General features: G+C 70.1%; 18 protein-coding genes. 7 read left to right on the forward strand and 11 right to left on the reverse strand.

The annotated features are described in order from the left end of the window. A partial coding sequence (locus HZZ10_RS17675) for a pyridoxal-phosphate-dependent aminotransferase family protein (protein ID WP_179914521.1) occupies positions 1-1,064 on the forward strand: 1,064 nt, incomplete at its 5' end. Between the two features lie 237 nt (positions 1,065-1,301). After that, entirely contained in the window at positions 1,302-1,757 is a 456-nt protein-coding gene (locus HZZ10_RS17680) for a tellurite resistance TerB family protein (protein WP_179914522.1), read from the forward strand. 167 nt (positions 1,758-1,924) lie between these two features. On the opposite strand, the gene HZZ10_RS17685 is transcribed toward HZZ10_RS17680, so the two are convergent. The 4 genes from HZZ10_RS17685 to HZZ10_RS17700 form a co-directional block, all read right to left on the reverse strand. Beyond that, positions 1,925-3,043, reverse strand: coding sequence for an ATP-grasp domain-containing protein (locus tag HZZ10_RS17685; RefSeq protein ID WP_056132871.1), 1,119 nt, complete (start codon positions 3,041-3,043; stop codon positions 1,925-1,927). Between the two features lie 179 nt (positions 3,044-3,222). Next, positions 3,223-3,846: an FMN reductase gene (locus tag HZZ10_RS17690; RefSeq protein WP_056132868.1), complete on the reverse strand. Its 624-nt coding sequence runs from the start codon at positions 3,844-3,846 to the stop codon at positions 3,223-3,225. A gap of 203 nt (positions 3,847-4,049) precedes the next feature. Continuing rightward, a complete protein-coding gene (locus tag HZZ10_RS17695) occupies positions 4,050-4,655 on the reverse strand; it encodes a MarR family winged helix-turn-helix transcriptional regulator (RefSeq protein WP_306526222.1) in 606 nt (201 codons plus the stop codon). Beyond that, entirely contained in the window at positions 4,652-5,794 is a 1,143-nt protein-coding gene (locus HZZ10_RS17700; RefSeq protein WP_056134174.1) for an LLM class flavin-dependent oxidoreductase, read from the reverse strand. The genes HZZ10_RS17695 and HZZ10_RS17700 overlap by 4 nt, the downstream gene beginning before the upstream one ends. A gap of 350 nt (positions 5,795-6,144) precedes the next feature. Here HZZ10_RS17700 and HZZ10_RS17705 point away from each other — a divergent pair, with 350 nt between their 5' ends. Beyond that, positions 6,145-8,043: a DUF4914 family protein gene (locus HZZ10_RS17705; protein ID WP_179914523.1), complete on the forward strand. Its 1,899-nt coding sequence runs from the start codon at positions 6,145-6,147 to the stop codon at positions 8,041-8,043. Here the strand turns inward: HZZ10_RS17705 and HZZ10_RS17710 are convergent. Then, positions 8,040-8,537, reverse strand: a complete 498-nt coding sequence (locus tag HZZ10_RS17710) for a DUF4395 domain-containing protein (RefSeq protein WP_179914524.1) — start codon at positions 8,535-8,537, stop codon at positions 8,040-8,042. The two genes, HZZ10_RS17705 and HZZ10_RS17710, sit on opposite strands and share 4 nt — an antisense overlap. Continuing rightward, entirely contained in the window at positions 8,534-9,040 is a 507-nt protein-coding gene (locus tag HZZ10_RS17715) for a thioredoxin family protein (RefSeq protein WP_179914525.1), read from the reverse strand. Before HZZ10_RS17715 ends, HZZ10_RS17710 begins: the two co-directional genes overlap by 4 nt. 162 nt (positions 9,041-9,202) lie before the next feature. On the opposite strand from HZZ10_RS17715, the gene HZZ10_RS17720 reads away from it, so the two are divergent. From HZZ10_RS17720 to HZZ10_RS17730, 3 genes are all read left to right on the forward strand, one after another. Next, the gene (locus HZZ10_RS17720; RefSeq protein WP_179914526.1) at positions 9,203-9,763 is read left to right on the forward strand and encodes a tyrosine-type recombinase/integrase; all 561 of its coding nucleotides are present in this window, start codon (positions 9,203-9,205) and stop codon (positions 9,761-9,763) included. 51 nt (positions 9,764-9,814) lie between these two features. Then, on the forward strand, positions 9,815-10,111 hold the full coding sequence (locus HZZ10_RS17725) for a hypothetical protein (RefSeq protein WP_056132856.1): 297 nt from the start codon (positions 9,815-9,817) through the stop codon (positions 10,109-10,111). A 128-nt stretch (positions 10,112-10,239) separates the two neighbouring features. Then, entirely contained in the window at positions 10,240-10,632 is a 393-nt protein-coding gene (locus HZZ10_RS17730; protein ID WP_156382756.1) for a hypothetical protein, read from the forward strand. A gap of 21 nt (positions 10,633-10,653) precedes the next feature. On the opposite strand, the gene HZZ10_RS17735 is transcribed toward HZZ10_RS17730, so the two are convergent. Beyond that, positions 10,654-11,343: a YigZ family protein gene (locus tag HZZ10_RS17735; RefSeq protein WP_179914527.1), complete on the reverse strand. Its 690-nt coding sequence runs from the start codon at positions 11,341-11,343 to the stop codon at positions 10,654-10,656. Positions 11,344-11,460: 117 nt separating this feature from the next. Between HZZ10_RS17735 and HZZ10_RS17740 the strand changes: the two genes are divergently transcribed. Beyond that, positions 11,461-11,727, forward strand: a complete 267-nt coding sequence (locus HZZ10_RS17740) for a DUF7218 family protein (protein WP_179914528.1) — start codon at positions 11,461-11,463, stop codon at positions 11,725-11,727. Between the two features lie 296 nt (positions 11,728-12,023). Here the strand turns inward: HZZ10_RS17740 and HZZ10_RS17745 are convergent, their stop codons facing one another. The 4 genes from HZZ10_RS17745 to HZZ10_RS17760 form a co-directional block, all read right to left on the reverse strand. Further along, the gene (locus HZZ10_RS17745; RefSeq protein WP_056134170.1) at positions 12,024-12,599 is read right to left on the reverse strand and encodes a Dps family protein; all 576 of its coding nucleotides are present in this window, start codon (positions 12,597-12,599) and stop codon (positions 12,024-12,026) included. An 85-nt stretch (positions 12,600-12,684) separates the two neighbouring features. Next, positions 12,685-13,290, reverse strand: a complete 606-nt coding sequence (locus HZZ10_RS17750; protein ID WP_179914529.1) for a hypothetical protein — start codon at positions 13,288-13,290, stop codon at positions 12,685-12,687. Positions 13,291-13,325: 35 nt separating this feature from the next. Beyond that, positions 13,326-14,651, reverse strand: coding sequence for a DUF58 domain-containing protein (locus tag HZZ10_RS17755; protein ID WP_179914530.1), 1,326 nt, complete (start codon positions 14,649-14,651; stop codon positions 13,326-13,328). A gap of 50 nt (positions 14,652-14,701) precedes the next feature. Then, complete coding sequence (locus tag HZZ10_RS17760) at positions 14,702-15,709, reverse strand: AAA family ATPase (RefSeq protein ID WP_179914531.1); 1,008 nt, start codon at positions 15,707-15,709, stop codon at positions 14,702-14,704. Positions 15,710-15,736: the final 27 nt, after the last annotated feature.

Consider the following 15,736-nt stretch of genomic DNA (forward strand, 5'->3'; position numbering starts at 1 on the left):
ACAGGACCCACCCCGAAGCATACCTGCTCGACCCCGCGCCCCTCCTGCCGTCGACGCTCGCAGGCATCGAGCAGCAGCTCGCCCGGCTCCTCGGCTCCGACGACTCGGTCGTGGTGTTCCAGGCCGAGGCGATCCTCGCCCTCGAGGCTGTCGCGACAGCCCTCGCGGCACCAGGCCGGGTGACGATCAACGTGGCGACGGGACCATACGGCGTGATCTTCGGCGACTGGATGCGCCGCGCAGGCGCGAGCGTGGTCGACGTCGAGAGCGCGCTCGACTCTGTCGCGACGGTCGAGCAGGTCGTCGCGGCCCTCGACGCCCACCCGGACGTGTCGGTGCTCGCCCTCGCCCACGCCGAGGCCGCGACAGGCGGGTCGAACCCTGTCGCCGAGATCGTGCGGGCCGCCAGCGAGCGGGGCGTCGTCACGGTCGTCGATGCCGTCGCCTCGGTCGGGGCCGAACCCGTCGACCCGACCGCCTGGGGCGCCGACGTCTGCGTGATCGGACCGCAGAAGGCCCTCGCCGGGCCCGCCGGCATCAGTGCCGCGACGGTGTCGGACCGTGCGTGGGACCTCGCGGAGTCGCACCCGGCCCCGCTGCGGAGCTCGTCGCTCTCCCTGCTCGACTGGCGGGACGGATGGTTGCGGACGGACCGTTCGGTCATCCCGGGGACCCCGTCGGTCCTCGAGACCCGTGCGCTGGGTGCTGCGCTCGACAGGGTCGAGACCGAAGGGCTGGCGGCTGTCGTGGCACGTCACGAGGCTGCGGCGTCGAGGGCACGTGCAGGCCTCGCGGACCTCGGGCTCAGGCCCTGGCAGCGCGGACCGCAGGGCTACGCGTCGGTCGTCACGACTGTCGCCGTGCCTGAGGACGTCGACCCTCGAGCCTTCACCGAGGCTGCCGTGGCCGCAGGCCGAGGTCTGGTCGTCGCCGGCCCCGGCTCGCTCGGCGGTCGGCTCGTGCGGATCAACCACACCGGACGCAGCGCGACGGCCGAGGCTGTCGACCTGGCGCTCGAGGCCCTCGCGACGGCATGTGCGACGGCGGGCCGCAGGACCAGGTGAGCAAAGCCGCTCGGCCGGCCGGGAGCCAGCGCCGCCTCATACCTCGTGTCTCGTGCCTCGTGCCTGAGTGTGCGACGTCACCAAGATCTCGTGTGACAGCATCCGGGGTGTTCTCCCCATGCCCGTTCCAGGCATCTGCCCAGCGCAGGGGGTTACGATGCGACGGGTCCTGCGGCGTCGCCGCAGCGACAGCATCGCGGGCGAGAGCCCACGTCACCACCTACGCGGAGGACATCCATGGCGTTCTGGGACCAGCTCAAGACGAAGACCTCGGAGATGAGCGAGCAGCTCTCGACGAAGACCAAGCAGTTCAAGAACAAGGACTTCGCCAACGGCACCATGGCGATGTGCGCGCTCATCGCCGCCGCCGACGGCTCGATCGACCCCGCCGAGCGTCAGAAGACTGCCGCGCTCATCATGAGCAACGACGTGCTCGCCGTCTTCCCGCCGGCTGAGCTCAAGGAGAAGTTCGACCACTTCTGCGACCGTCTCGAGCGCGACTACGACTTCGGCAAGGTCGAGGCCATCAGCGCGATCTCCAAGCTCAAGCCGAAGCAGGACCAGGCACGCGCCGTCCTGCAGATCGGCGTGATCATCGGCGGGGCCGACGGCACCTTCGACGAGCACGAGCGACTGGCCGTCCGGGAGGCGTGCTTTGCCGTCGGGATCGCTCCGACCGAGTTCGACCTCTGAGGCTGAGCACGAAGATCTGACCTGGCGGCGCCACGACGAGCGACCACCAGGCACAGCACGACGACGGCGGCTCCTTCTCGACGAGGGAGCCGCCGTCGGCGTGAGGAGGCTCAGACGACGGCAGTGCTCGAGACGACGGCAGTGCTCGAGACGACGGCAGTGCTGCCTCAGACGATGTCCGCGAGCGTCCTGCCCGTGACGAGAGGCTCGGCCGTGCGCAGCGGGTTGAGGTTCGTCACGGGTGCCTCGACGGCTGCGGGCAGCGAGACCACGGTGTCGACGGACACGAAGGAGTGCCCGAGCTGCGGCTCGAGGACGGGGTACGTGCCGTCCGTCGCGAGCCTCACGGCGGCCCACGGCAGGTTGAGCCCGGTGAGCGAGGCGGCGTACAGCCCGCCTGACGGTCGGGTGTTCACCTCGAGGAGCGCGAGCTCTCCCCGCCACCAGCGCAGCTGCGTGTTGGTCAGGTACGCGAGCTGGTAGGAGTCGACCATCCGGTGGGCGATCTCCACGGCGCGCGGCTCGTCGTCGAGGAAGGTGCGCTTGCGCCCGGACTTGGCGCGAGGGAGCGCCGCGAGGGTCTCGCCGAAGGGCGTCGAGAGGCAGTCGACGCTGATCTCCGGAGACGCCATGTACGGCAGCACCATGAAGGTCGGCAGCTCGCGGCCGGCTGCTGCGGCACGCTCGAGGGCGAAGGCGACCTCGTCGGTGCGGATCTTGTGCGCGGGGGCGGCGAGCAGGTCGTCGAGGGAGGCAACCGAGTCGTCGAGGATGCGGAAGCCCTCGGCGCCGACACCCTGGAGCGGTTTGATGCAGACGACCTCGTCGGCCTCCAGCTCGGCACGCAGCGACGCGACGGCGTCGACGAAGGCGTCCGCCCCCTGGGCCGTGCGCCACGGTGGCACCGGCACCCCGAGCGCTGACGCCGACGCGTAGGTCGCGTCCTTGTCGTCGAGCAGCGCGATCGACGCGGCGGGGGAGGCGAGCACGTGCACACCGATCGCGGCGAACTCGGCCGTGCGCTGCGCGATCGCGAGCATCTCCTTGCCGGGCAGCAGCACGTCGATCGCGTGCTGCTGGCAGAAGGCCAGCGCCCAGTCGACGTAGGCGTCACCGGAGAGGCGCGGCTCGATCTGCGTGACGTCGGCCGCCTGGAGGACAGGAGAGGTCTCGTCGGTGTGGGTGGCGAAGAGCCGGACGGGCGTGTTGTCCGGGTTGGAGCGGAGCATCTGCAGGAACCAGTAGTTGGTCGCGTAGGTGCGGTTGAGCCAGATGTTCAGTGTCACGGAGTCCCTGCTCGACAGCGGTAGGAGAGGTGGAGGACCTGGTGCGTCGTCGAACCTCGCCTCGACGCACAAGTTTACGCTGGTCGCGAACTTCGCGGTACCACACACCGCAGTCTGCTGAGTCACGTCTGCGACGGGTCGACCAGGGTCAGGCAGGAATGTCAGGCGGCCCCGGTATCTCAGGCACCGCCGGCGAGCTGCTGCTCGAAGGGCACGAGACCTGCCAGGAGGTCAGGGACTGCGGAGGTCGGCTCGTGGGCGGCCACGAGAGCCGCCAGCTCTCCTGCGCCCCGGGTGATGCGCGACGCCAGCTCGCCTGTCGAGGCGTCGCCGGAGCCCCAGTCCTCGGAGGCCGCGAAGACTGCGGTCGGTGCCACGACGGCCCGCAGGTACGCGAAGAGCGGCCGCAGCGCGTGGTCGAGGGCGAGCGAGTGACGGGCAGTCCCAGCAGTCGCCCCGAGCAGGACAGGAGTCCCGACGAGCGCCTTGGAGTCCAGGATGTCCACGAAGCTCTTGAACAGGCCCGAGTACGACGCCGTGAAGATCGGCGTGACCGCGATGACCCCGTCGGCGTGCTCGACAGCCTCGACGACCTCCTTGAGGCGCGGAGACGGGAAGCCTGTCAGCAGGTTGTCGGTGATGTCGTGCGCGAGGTCGCGCAGGTCGACCGTCCGGAGCTCGACGGCGACACCGCGCCCCTCGAGGTCGGTGACGGTGTCGGCCACGAGACGGTCGGCGAGCAGGCGGGTGGACGACGGCTGGCTCAGACCTGCCGAGATGGCGACGAGTGTGCGGGTGTTCATGGTGGCTCCTGCGGGTGCGTGAAGGATCGTGAAGATGCCGTGGTGGTACGAGGTGGTGCGTGTCGTGCGAGGCGGTGCGTGTCGTGCGAGACGGACGAGGTGGTGCGGGCTCGTGCCTGCTGGTGCGGGCTGGTGACTGCGTTCGCTGCGGATGGTGACCGGAGGCACGCTGTTGCACAGCGTCTGCCGTCACTGCCTTGCCCTCAGTCGGGGATCGAGTCCTGGGCGGTCCGCAGCGTGGTGCAGAGCTCGAGCAGCATCGTCAGCTGCTGCTCGTCGAGTGCGGGCTCGAGGTACTTGCGGATGCTGCGCACGTGCCGGCGCCCGATCTCCTTCTGGAGCGCGGCGCCCTCGTCCGTCAGACGGATGAGGGTGCCGCGCCGGTCGCCCTCAGCAGCGCAGCGCGTGACGAGCCCCTTGGACTCGAGGCGTTCGACCATCCGGCTCAGGGACGGCTGGGTGACGAGCACCTCGCGGTTCAGCTCGTTGAGACGCAGACCCGCCGGTGCTGAGGTCAGGGTGAACAGCACGTCGTACTCGCGCATGCTCACCGGGTGCCAGATGTCGTCGGCGGAGAACCTCCGCATGAGCGCGACCTGAGCCCGGAACAGTGCCTCCCACGACGCTGCCGCGAGACGGCCGTCGACAGAGGGCCTGGTCGCGGGCGACGAGCCTGCCATCGACGAGCCCGCGACTGCCTGGCTCTCGACTGACGAGCCCGCGGCCGTCCGGCCCGCGACAGCCTGGCCTTCGACTGACGAGCCCGCGGCCGCCCGGCCCGGAGACCGGACGACCTCGGTCGTGGTCATCGTGCGGCGACGGGCGAGGCGCCCGTGACGTCGTCTGCGGGTGCGTAGACCGTGGAGTCGTGCGCCCCGCCGGCCTTCGCCACGAGGGACGCGTGGGTCGGGGCGTCCGGGACGTGCGCCGGGCGTCCGACGGCCAGCTCCTTGCGGAGCACGGGCACGACCTCTTCGCCGAGCAGGTCGAGCTGCTCGAGGACCGTCTTGAGCGGCAGTCCTGCGTGGTCCATGAGGAACAGCTGGCGCTGGTAGTCGCCGACGTGGTCGCGCATGGCGGCGTAACGGTCGATGACCTCCTGCGGGCTGCCGACGGTCAGCGGGGTCTGAGCCGTGAAGTCCTCCATCGACGGGCCGTGGCCGTAGACCGGGGCGTTGTCGAAGTACGGGCGGAACTCGCGCCGCGCGTCCTGGGAGTTCTTGCGCATGAAGACCTGACCGCCGAGCCCGACGATCGCCTGGTCGGCCGTGCCGTGGCCGTAGTGCTCGAAGCGCTGACGGTAGAGCGAGACCATCTGCTTCGTGTGCTCGATCGGCCAGAAGATGTTGTTGTGGAAATAGCCGTCGCCGTAGTACGCGGCCTGCTCGGCGATCTCCGGGGTCCGGATCGACCCGTGCCAGACGAAGGGCGCCACGCCGTCGAGGGGGCGCGGGGTCGAGGTGAAGCTCTGCAAGGGAGTGCGGAACTTCCCCTCCCAGTCGACGACGTCCTCACGCCACAGGCGGTGCAGCAGCGCGTAGTTCTCGATCGCGAGGTTGATGCCCTGACGGATGTCCTTGCCGAACCACGGGTAGACGGGACCGGTGTTGCCGCGGCCCATCATGAGGTCCATCCGGCCGTCGGCGAGGTGCTGCAGGGTCGCGTAGTCCTCGGCGATCTTCACGGGGTCGTTCGTCGTGATGAGCGTCGTGGACGTCGAGAGCAGGATGCGCTCGGTCTGCGCCGCGATGAAGGCGAGGGTGGTCGTGGGGGAGGAGGGCACGAAGGGCGGGTTGTGGTGCTCGCCCGTCGCGAAGACGTCGAGCCCGACCTCTTCGGCCTTGCGGGCGATAGCGATCGTCGCCTTGATGCGCTCGTTCTCGGTGGGGGTGCGGCCTGTGGTCGGGTCGGGGGTGACGTCGCCGACCGTGAAGATCCCGAACTGCATCATGGTGCCCAGCTCCTTAGATGTATGCGTTTGCATGTAGTTTACGCCTCAACTATCGAGAGGTGGGAGGTATTCCCGCTCGGACATGCGTGAGGTGCGACACCTGAAGGCCCCTAAGAAAAAGTGTGCCAAGCGCACCGCGCACCCTGGTGACCACGCCCAGACCGCACCACCCGCCAAGGAGCCCATATCGGAATCCACGGCGGAAGATCAAGGCCCTAAGGCCCCCTTCGAGTGACCCACGTCACGCCTACGCTGCTGGAGGCGTGAGCACGGAGCCCGCGCACCCCCGGCACCCGGCCAGGCCGCTCGGTCTGGCCGACCTGCGAGGACAGATGTGAGGAACCACGGTGAACCAGCTCTTGAGCACGGTGATCTTGCCCGCGGAGGTGCGCGCTGCACTGGAGTCAGCCCCGGACGTCTTCGTCCCGACGACCCGCAGCGACCTGCTCGACCGCGCGACAGGCGCAGGCGCACCGCCCACCTTCGACGTCGTCTACGACGTCCAGGGGAGGGGGCCCGTCAAGGAGGCCGACGTGGTCCGGTGCAAGAACGGGATCGTCGTCAACTACCCCGAGGACTACCTGCGTCGGCGTGACCCGGACTGCATGCGCATCGCCGACGACCTGCCGACAGACAAGCCTCGGTACCGTGACACCTTCGGGGCGGAGTTCGCCCCGGTCCGCCAGGAGACCCTCGACTGGCTCGCCTCGCAAGAGCTCCTCGTCGTGCCCTTCCGCGCGGGCGGGCTCACCTACGGCACGCCGTCCCTCGCGATCGTGCCGGCGAACGCAGCGTTCTTCGCGACGGCCCTCGTCGACCTCCAGGGCTTCGTCGACCTGGCCGAGTCTGAGCCCTTCGCGCCCCGGTCGATCATCTACGTCGCGCCTCCGTTCCGGCACACGCACTTCGACGGGCGGCAGGTGGTCGTGCACGACCGCTCGGAGACGCTCCACGAGATCTTCTCCTACAACCTCTACCCGGGTCCCTCCGCCAAGAAGGGCGTCTTCTCGGTCCTGCTCGACATCGGTGAGCAGGAGGGCTGGGTCACCGCCCATGCGTCTGCCGTCCGTGTGACCACGCCCTACGAGAACGAGACCGTGATCATGCACGAGGGCGCATCGGGCGGAGGCAAGTCCGAGATGCTCGAAGAGCTGCACCGTGAAGACGACGGCCGCATCCTGCTCGGTGTCAACGTCGTCTCCGACGAGCCCTACTACATGTCGCTCAGCGAGGTCTCGACCCTCAGCCCGGTCACCGACGACATGACGCTCTGCCACCCCTCGATCCAGAACGACTCGGGCAGGCTCGTGGTGACGGACGCCGAAGACGGCTGGTTCCTGCGGACCGACAGCATGACGTCCTACGGCTCCGACCCGAACCTCGAGTCGGTGACGGTCCACCCCGACGAACCGCTCGTGTTCTTCAACATGCAGGGAGTCCCCGGGGCGACCTGCCTCATCTGGGAGCACACCCTCGACTCCGACGGGACCCCGTGCCCGAACCCGCGCGTCGTCGTGCCCCGCCGGATGATCAAGAAGATCGTGCTCGACGCCGCCGAGGAGGTCGACGTCCGCAGCTTCGGCGTCCGGATGCCGCCGGCGACCCGCGACGACCCCAGCTACGGGATCATGGGGATGCTCCAGGTGATCCCGCCCTCGCTCGCCTGGTTGTGGCGTCTCATCGCCCCGCGTGGGCACAAGAACCCGTCGATCATCGAGACCCAGGCCTCTGTCGAGGCGACCAAGCACCGCATGGTCGCCGAGGGGGTCGGCTCGTACTGGCCGTTCTCGACAGGCACCAAGGTCGCTGCCGCGAACCTGCTGCTGCGGCAGATCGTCGACGCGCCGCGTACCCGGTACGTCCTCGTTCCCAACCAGCACATCGGGGCCTACAAGGTCGGCTTCACGGCAGAGTGGCTGACCCGCGAGTACCTGGCTCGTCGCGGTGGTGCGACCTTCAGGCCTGACCACCTCACGCCGGCCCGCTGCCCGCTCTTCGGCTATGCGCTGACCGAGATGAAGATCGACGGACAGCTCGTCCGCCCGACGTTCTTGCAGCCCGAGAACCAGTCCCAGGTCGGCGAGGAGGCCTACGACACCGGCGCGAAGATCCTCACGGACTTCTTCAAGAGCGAGCTCCCGCAGTTCCTCACCGACGACCTCGACCCCCTGGGCCGCGCGATCATCGAGACGTGCCTGGCGGACGGCAGCGTCGAGCAGTACGCCGCGCTCACCCCGATCGTCTAGCGGGTGGAGGCGGTCGATGCGGTCGAGGTGCGACCAGGCCGGAGACGCTGCAGCAGCAGGTAGAGCTCGCAGCCGAGGCAGAGGTCGAAGGCAGCGTTGAGGAAGGCTGCCACGAGGGCGACCGCAGCACTGACAGGGACGGCCGCAGCGACACCGAGCACCCCGAGGAGCAGACCCACCGCGGTGACGCCCAGCCCGACCCCCTGGGCGAACCGCGGTGGGCGAGGGTCTTCGAGCTCGGCCGGCGCAGACAGGCGTGGGCGCACCCAGCGCCGGAAGATGGCGCCCTGGAGCGTCCCCTGCGAACCGCGCACCGTGCCCACGGCGAAGAGCAGCACGGCGACCCCGAGCAGCACGAAGGCCGCCGTCGACGTGCCGAGCAGGACGACGACAGCCAGCAAGATCGCCGTCAGTGCCGCCCCGAAGCGCGGGCCACGGGGGTCGATGCCCGCAGGAGCGCCGGCTGACGGTGTCGGGGAGGTGGTCTCGGTCATGCTCGTCTCGTCTCTGATCGTGCCGGGCGCTGAGCCTCGACCTCCGGGACCACGTCGAGAGCCACGAGGGCCTGGGTGGGGGTCATCGCACCGGAGCTACGTCCTCGCTCCAGGCCCGCGCCGTCGAGCACGATGACCGTCGGTGTCCTCAGCACCCGGAGCGTCCGCACCAGCTCCGGGTGCTGCGCCGCGTCCAGCTCGACGTGCGCGACCCCCGGTGCGTCGTCGACCAGGCGGCTGAGGACAGCGGCCGTGCGACGGCACGGTGTGCAGACCTCGGAGGAGAGCTGGACGAAGGTCGCCCGGCGCCCGATCGTCGCACCCGCAGCCTGCACGGCATCGAGGAGCAGGAGGTCGGCCGGGGGAGCGGAGCCCCGAGAGGGGCGCACGGACCGCACCGTCCCGGAGCGCTGAGCCCGGACCCACCAGGCAGCCGAGACGATCCCGAGCAGCACGACCAGCAGGACGGCGCGCCCACCGGTCGTCGTGAGGAGAGAGGTCATGAGCTCCTGCGATCGTGGCGGTCCGACGGGTCGGTGCAGTGAAGCACGTCAGGACGACGATCGGTGCAGTTGGGTCCCCATGTCTCACCAGGTGAACCTGATCTGCGGTTCCTGATATAAATAGTGTGCCAAGCGCGTACCGCTAGCCGGGAGACCATCGCGATGACCTCGCCACCCACACCAGCACGGACCAGATACCCACGGCCGCCCGTCACCCTCCACGAGGCGGAGACCGTCTGGCGTGACCTCGCGAGCGCTGCCACAACTGACGGTGCGAAGCCGGAGACCGTGCGCCTCGCCGTCATCGTGGGGCTCGTCCGGTGCACAGGTGCCCGCTATTCCGACCTGCTGCGCTGCACGGTCGACTCCTTCGACCTCGAGGAGGGGAGCGTGGTGGTGCAGCACGGCAAGCACCGGGTCGTCCACGAGCACCTGCTCGACGACAGCGCCCTCGTCGTGCTGCGACGCTGGCTCGTCGTGCGAGACGAGCTGTGCGTCGAGCTGGAGGGGTCGGTCCCGCGCGCGCTCCTGCTCACCGTCCACCACACCCACGACAACGGGGTCACTGTCGCTGCGGGGCTGCCCATCACCCGGCAGGGGCTCGTGCTCTCGTGGCGGCGGTTCGTCCAGCGCACCAACGCACGGCACGCAGGGGTGCGGCCGCCGCTGCCGACACGCTTCGAGCAGGTGCGCAGGGCCTGGGCGGCGACCGACGAACCCTGAGCCGGACCGGAGAGGTCTGAGAGGACCACGACGGGCACCTACCATCGTCTGATGCCCTCGTACCGCGTGGTCCTGACCGTCGGAGCCCTTGCACAGGGCGTCGCCGCACCTGACGTGCTGCCGGCAGCAGCCCAGGCGGCACGAGACCTCGTGACCGTCGAGGCCTACGACGTCGGCGTCGTCTCCGGCGAAGCCCGTCTCACCGTGAGGTTCACCGCCGACGACGACGCGTCGGCCTGGCGTGTCTACGACCACGTCTGCTCGACCACGGGAGTCCTCGTCGACGTCCCGGCGGCGCGGCTCACCCAGCGCTACGGACCCAGGTGGCACCCGGTCCGTCGGGGCTGAGCTGTCGGGGCTGAGCTGTCGGAACCGTCTCACCGGACTGCCTCTCCGCGGCACCCGTGGCGCTCGGTGCGACGGCGTCCTAGTCTGGTGCTCTCCTCATCGGCGAGGGCGGGACCATGGTGTGGATCGTGCTTCTGGTGGCTCTGCTCGTCGGCGTGCTCGCGGCCTGGGTGCTCCTCCGGCGGGCTCGCTCGTTCCCGCGCGCCCGTCCCTCGTCGAAGCCTGCGGCACCTGAGATCGACCCCTTCGAGATCCTCGCCCTGCAGCTGCGCCTCTCGACTCTCGCCACGCAGATCCAGCGCATCGAGCACGACGAGACCTCTCTGGCCCGGGCCCACCACCTGCGGGCCACCCAGTACGCCTACGACGCGATCCTGCGTCAGGCGTGCCTGCTCGTCGGGCTCGACGACCAGTCGCGGTCACCGGCGACAGACGAGCTGGTCAGCGACACCTGGGTGGTCGACGAAGACGAACGGATGCGGCAAGAGCTCGAGCTCTGCGCGAGAGGCTGGTCGTGGTGACAGCCACCCGCCTGGGTGCCGTCAGGCAGGGATGTCGCTGACCTGCCAGCCCCGCACGACGGGTACAGCCCCGCCAGCTGTCTCAGACGCGACCAGCTGGTCGTAGGAGGCGAGGTCCCGCGGGCGCAGCAGCACGGCGAGCTCGACGCCCGTCCCGTACGCAGGCGTCGCGAAGACCGCCCTGTGCACGTGGCACCATTCCCGTAGGACGTTCTCGAGACGCCCCGCCGACGCGTGGTCCGTCTCGAGAACGACCTCGACCCGGGGCTCGCGAGCCACGACGGTCGCCCTGTCGAGCACCTCGCTCACCGACGACGAGTAGGCCCGGACGAGGCCACCAGCCCCGAGCAGGACGCCGCCGAAGTACCGGGTGACCACCACGACCACGTCGGTGAGCCCGCGGTGCCGCAGGACCTCGAGCATGGGCACACCGGCGGTGCCCGACGGTTCACCGTCGTCCGACGAGCGCTGCCTGTCGGCGCGCTGCCCGACGACCAGCGCCACACAGCTGTGCCGGGCGTCCCAGAGCTCCTTGCGGACAGCCGCGACGACAGCGTCAGCCTCCTCGACCGACTCCACGTGCGTGGCCCGGGCGATGAACCGCGACTTCTTGATGACGAGCTCGTGGACCGCCGTGCCCTCGACGGTCGACGGCAGCACGAGGTCTGCCGGAAGGTCTGCGGGCAGCTCGAGGCGAGGGGTCGGGTCCACCGGGCGAGCCTACGCGGGCCCACGCAGGCCCGTGCAGGACCGGGTGGCCCCGGGTGCGCCATCGACGGGCTCGTCCGAGACTGGAGTGGACCCATCCACCGGCGGAAGGAGCACACAGTGCCACGCGAAGACCCAGGACCGAGCGTGAAAGACCCCGAGCTCTACGAGAAGCTCCGCGACGAGGGCAGCTCGAAGGGCAAGGCCGCCAGGATCGCCAACGCGGCCGCGCGAGACTCGCGGTCGCAGGTCGGCAAGCGGGGCGGCGACTCTCCGCCCTACGACGAGTGGACCGTCGCAGAGCTCCGCGGCCGTGCGAAAGAGGTCGGGCTGACCGGGTACTCCTCGATGCGCAAGGCCGAGCTGATCGAGGCCCTGCGCAGCTGAGGGCCAGCTGAGGACGCTGCTGCACCGTTGAGCTGAGACTGCGTTCAGCTGAGTCTGCGTTCAGCTGAGTCTGCGTTCGGCTGCCGCACCGTTTGGCTGCCGCACCGTTTGGCTGCCGCACCGTTCAGCTGCAACTCCGCGCAGCCGGATGACCGCCGTGGCTCCCCGCAGCTGTCTTCCGTCCAGCCCTCCGCAGCCCTCGACGGACGCGTCCACCACCCAGACGCGACGAAGGCTCCGACCGTCTCGGTCGGAGCCTTCGTCGTCAGGGGGGTCTGTGACCCTTCACTCCCGGGTCAGGAGGACTTCTTGGCCTTCTCGTCGGCCTTCTCGGCCGCACCGACCTCGGTCGTCTCGTCAGCGGTGCTCAGCGACCCACCCGAGGACTCCAGGTGGGCGCGCACGAACCAGTGGAACAGCTCGAGCTCGTGCAGGTGACCGATGAGCAGGTCGTTCGTGACGTCGTCGAGCTCTTCGACGTCGGTCGCGGCCTTGCGGTGGTCGGTGATGACACCCTGGTACACCTCGTCGAGGGCGCCGAGGTGCGCGATCGTCGTGGCCCGGCCGAGGGAGTAGTCGTCCCAGGAGCGCTCCGACACGATCACTCCGGGCGTCCCACGGGGGGCGACACCGAGGGTCGCGATGCGCTCGGCGGTCGCGTCGACCATGAGGCGGACTGCGTCGACCTGCGGGTCGAGCATCTCGTGGACCGCGATGAAGTGCGGGCCCACGACGTTCCAGTGGATGTGCTTGAGCGTCAGCGCCAGGTCGTTCAGGGCGGTGAGACGGAGCTGCAGGATCCGGGCGACCTCCTGGCCCTGCTCAGGCGTGAGCGAGGGGACGGTGTACTTGGGCAGTTGCTTGCGAGCCATCATGTTCGCAGTCCTCCAGACGTGATCCGATGGGTGGTGAACCACCTGTCTCCATCGTGCACCTGGACGGCGGACTTCGCAGAAGTTAGACGCGCTGCCCTGACGCATCGTGGCCGGTGGGGAGCCCGTTCCGCAGCAGCAGGGCCAGCGAGAGAGCGGCGACAGCGCCCAGCACGGCGAACCACGGCCAGGTCATCGACGACGTCGAGCCGGACACTGCCGTGAGCACACCAGCCAGCAGCGCGACCAGCTGGCCGACGAGATTCAGCACGGCCGCCCGGCGGCCCTCCGTGACGAGGACCGCGGCCTCGACCTGGGTCCGAGGAGCAGCGACGGTGGCGAACCAGCTGAGCCTGAGGACCGCATGGACGAGGACCATCAGCACCGGCGTCCGCCACGTGTAGCCCGCGGGAGCGGTCAGCACGAAGGGGAGCAGCATCAGCCCGACGGCGATGGCCCCGAGCCCGTAGCCAGGTCGCCGCGCGTTGGCGACGGTCCCGGCTGCGAGCCCGAGTGCCGCGACAGTGACGAGCGCAGCCGAGACCTCGCTGCCGGCCATGCCGACGAGCAGCCCGGTCAGGACAGCGACCCCGAGCGCGACGTGGAGAGCCCAGCCGGGCACAGATCGACCGATCTCGATCTCTGCGCCCTTGCGTGTGCGCGAGGCGGGTGCGGAGCCGGTGCTCGTCATGGCCGCGGTCTTCTCGGTCCCCTCCGACCGCGGGCTCACGAGTGCCCCCGCAGGGCCCTGGCACGCGCCCGCAGCGCGACCGACGGATCATCCGACGCCCACCGCAGCACGGTGACCCCAGACCTCGAGAGCTCGAACAGCCTGTCGCGTCGAGCGATGTCGGTCAGGCGCCACGCGTGCACCTCGCGTCGGTCGAGCCCGCGCAAGATCTCCTCCGGGAGGGTGTCGACGGCGACCACCTCGTGCCCCTGCGCGCTCCACCGGAGCGCGATCTGCGAGGCCGAGTCGTCGAGGAAGGTCGAGAACAGGTAGACCATGGAGCCCGTGGGGATCTGCGGGGGTCGCTCACGATGCCGCGGCGCCCCGGCCGGCCTGGCCAGCGCGAGGGCGTGCACCACCCGCTGCAGATGACGCTTGCCGCCCGACATCGGTACGGGGGTGTGGAGACGACCGAGGTCTTCGAAGCCCAGCCTGTCGCCGCCGTCCACGACGACCGTGGCGATGGTCGCGGCAGCCTCACGGGCGATGTCGAGAGACGTCTGCACGTCCGGAGCGGTCTCGCGGTACCCGCCCCAGGTCGCGACCTCGGGGCCCACGTCGTCACGCGAGTCGACGACGATCACCACAGAGGCCTCCGAGGCCGCGAAGGTCCGCCGGACGTAGAGCTCGCTCACCTCGGGGGAGCGACGCGCGGTCGTGCGCCAGTCGACACGTCGGACCGAGTCCCCGGGACGAAACAGGGCGATGTCTCGCAGCTGCGACCCGTCACCCGGGCGCCGCGAGCTGTGCGGACCTGTGAGGCCACGCAGCTGGGACCGCACCGGGACGACGTCGAGCCTGCGCACGCGCGGCAGCACGAGCACGTGGTCCGGCGCGACGTGCGAGGCGTCGAGGAACCAGCCGCCCTCGTCTGCCAGCGGAACGGCGTCGATGCTGAACAGCTCACGAGGTCCCGTCCGGACCGACGGCGTCGTCAGGTCGACCGTCCGCGCGCCGCTGGGGACAGCGACGAGCGCGTCGAGCGGTTCGTTGCCCGGGCTCGAGGCCTGCACCCTGACGACCGAGGCACCGTCCGGGACCTCGAGGGTCAGCGCGACGACCAGCTCGCGGTCGCGCACCGCGGTCCCACCGGCGACAGTCGTCACCCGGACCGGTCCCGTCGGGCGGTTCGCCGCCGCCCAGACCGCCGAGAGCACGAGGGGCACGGCGAGGGCGACGACCTGAGGCCGCCCGAAGACGAGGCCCACGCAGACGAGCACCAGGCCGGTGAGAGCACTCACGACCACCACGGCGTCGCGCTCCCACCGGACCGGCGCAGAAGAGCCGGCGGCTGCGGCCTGCTCGGCCCCGCCTCTCGTCATGGCCCCGCTGCTCGTCATTATTCCGCTGCTCGTCACGGCCCCGCTGCTCGTCACGGCCGTACGGACGCGCTGTCCGCCTCGGCCACGGTCGCAGGACCCGCGACCTGGTCGAGCAGGCTGATGACGAGGGTCTCGGTGCTCGTCCCCGCAGCCCACGCAGCAGGGCTGAGCGTCAGGCGGTGCGCGAGGACGGGGACGGCGACGGCCTTGACGTCCTCGGGGAGCACGTAGTCACGTCCGTCGATGACTGCCAGGGCGCGGGCGACGAGCATGAGCGTCTGCGAGCCTCGCGGCGAGGCGCCGACCTCGAGGTCGGACAACGAGCGCGTCGCGGCAGCCAGGTCCACGCAGTAGCGGATCACGTCAGGGTCGAGCGTGACGTCTTCGACGCCCGACTGCATGGCCAGCAGCGTCTCGGGCGAGACGACGGCCTGGACCGGGCTGAACTCCTGGCGACGGTCGAGCCTGCGGTTCAGCACGTCGAACTCGGCCTCGCGGTCCGGGTAGCCGACGGCGAGCCGCACCATGAACCTGTCGAGCTGGGCCTCGGGGAGCGGGTACGTGCCCTCGTACTCGACAGGGTTCGACGTCGCCATGACGTGGAACGGCAGGGTGAGCGGGTACGTCGTCCCGTCGATCGTCACCTGACGCTCGGCCATGGCCTCGAGCAGCGCCGACTGCGTCTTGGGAGCGGTGCGGTTGATCTCGTCCGCGAGGAACAGACCGGTGAAGACCGGGCCCGGCCTGAAGACGAACTCACGTGTCGCCGGGTCGTAGACCGTCGAGCCCGTGATGTCGGCCGGAAGCAGGTCCGGGGTGCACTGGAGGCGTGCGAAGTCGAGACCGAGGGCCGACGCCAGGCTGCGGGCCGCGAGCGTCTTGCCGAGGCCTGGCACGTCCTCGAAGAGCACGTGCCCGCCTGCCAGGATCGCCGCGAGGGCTGTCCGCAGCGGCTTCTCCATCCCGACGACCACGGTCCCGACCTCGGCGAGGACCCGGGCAGACAGCTCGGAGATCTCGGAGACCTGGAGGGAGGTGTGGGCAGGTGCGGAGGTCATGCGGCGCTCCTCGTGAGGGTGGGGGTG

This window comes from Sanguibacter inulinus (genome assembly GCF_013415325.1).
Lineage (GTDB): Bacteria > Actinomycetota > Actinomycetes > Actinomycetales > Cellulomonadaceae > Sanguibacter > Sanguibacter inulinus.